The 1,490-nt window shown below is 68.3% G+C and carries 1 protein-coding gene; it reads left to right on the top strand.

Translation table 11 applies throughout. The features are described from left to right. Window positions 1-236 precede the first annotated feature (236 nt). Window positions 237-1,175: an alpha/beta hydrolase gene (locus tag ACFY32_RS33940; RefSeq protein WP_359204979.1), complete on the top strand. Its 939-nt coding sequence runs from the start codon at window positions 237-239 to the stop codon at window positions 1,173-1,175. Window positions 1,176-1,490 lie beyond the last annotated feature (315 nt).

The raw sequence follows: 1,490 nt of genomic DNA, 5'->3' as shown, positions 1-1,490 counted from the left end.
GCTCGTGCCCCCCGCGCCGCGGTGGAACATCAGCTCCGCAGCGGCCGCGATGATGCGTTCGCGGGTCTCGCGGCCCCCCTTGGTAAGCCGCTGTCTCTTCGACTCTCCGGTCTTCGCTGGTGCGCTCATATGCCCACGCTACTCAAGTTGGAATTGACATTCCAATCATGCCCTACCGATGATCCTGGAAAGGTCATTCCATACCGGGTGGCCGTCCCTTCAGACAGGTGAGTGCCATGCCCCTCGACCCCCAGATCGAGACCCTGCTCAAGGAAGTGGCCCCAGGAGGCGGACCGGCTCCCGAAACCCTGACGGTGGCGGAGAACCGCGCGTTCGGGCGCGCCCTCGGCGCCCTGGCCGGCGCTCCCGTACCGGTCGCCAACGTCCGGGATACCACGGCCGCTGCCGACGGCCGCGACATACCCGTCCGTATCTACCGGCCCTTCACCGAGCCGGACGCCGGGCCACTGCCCGTGACGCTCTTCTTCCACGGCGGCGGATGGGTTTTCGGCGACCTGGACACCCAGGACAACATCGCCCGCATCATGGCCAGCTGCTCCGGCACGATCGTGGTCTCCGTCGACTACCGGCTGGCACCCGAGCACCGCTTCCCGGCCGCGGTCGACGACGCCTACGCCGCGCTGACCTGGGTCGCGGGCAACGCCCCTGGCTTCGGGGGCGACGGAGAGCGCATCGCCGTGTTCGGCGAAAGCGCCGGCGGCAACCTTGCCGCGGTTCTCGCACAGGAGTCCCTGCGCCGCGGGGGACCTCGCATCACGCTCCAGGTGCTCGCCTACCCGGCGGTCGACCGGTTCGACGACAGCCCCTCGATGTACGAGAACATGACGGGCCCGGTCCTCTCCCGTTCCTACCTCGAGTGGTTCTGGGGCGCCTACCTCAGCACCCCGGACCAGGGCGCCGACCCGCGGGTCTCGCCGGCACGCTCCGACGAACTGGCCGGACTTGCTCCCGCCGTCATCGTCACCGCCGAGAACGACCCCCTGCGCGACCAGGGCGACCACTACGCCCGCAAGCTGGCCGACGCCGGCGTACCGGTCCAGCACCTCCCGGTCGAGGGAGCCATTCACGGCTTCCTCTCGTTCACCGGCTCGGTGCAACTCTCGCGGGACATACTGAACCGGCTCTCGGACGCCGTGGCCGCAGTCTTCAACTGACCCGGCCCGGGCGGCTCCGCCAGTCGCCAACCCTCCACCGCACGCAAGCAGAACAGCGACCGCCACTGTGCTGACCCTCACCATGAGGCGGCTCGTGGCCATCCCGACCGATGAGCCGTTCAACAACCGGCCACGGTGACGGTTCACCGAACGGCAGGCCCTCACACCCGGAGCGCCGGACCCTGACCAGCCCAGAAGAAAGTTCAGAAACAGGCACTTGGCTTGTTCTTTTTCTTCCGGCCTCGAACGGTGTCTCGTACTGGGTCGCTCACCTGGGGGTTCGCCGGATATGGGGGCGGCCTTCGTCTGATCATG

Origin of the sequence: Streptomyces sp. NPDC000134 (assembly GCF_042899225.1) — a bacterium.
In the GTDB taxonomy this organism is placed as follows: domain Bacteria; phylum Actinomycetota; class Actinomycetes; order Streptomycetales; family Streptomycetaceae; genus Streptomyces.
This window is presented reverse-complemented; position numbering and strand designations above follow the sequence as displayed.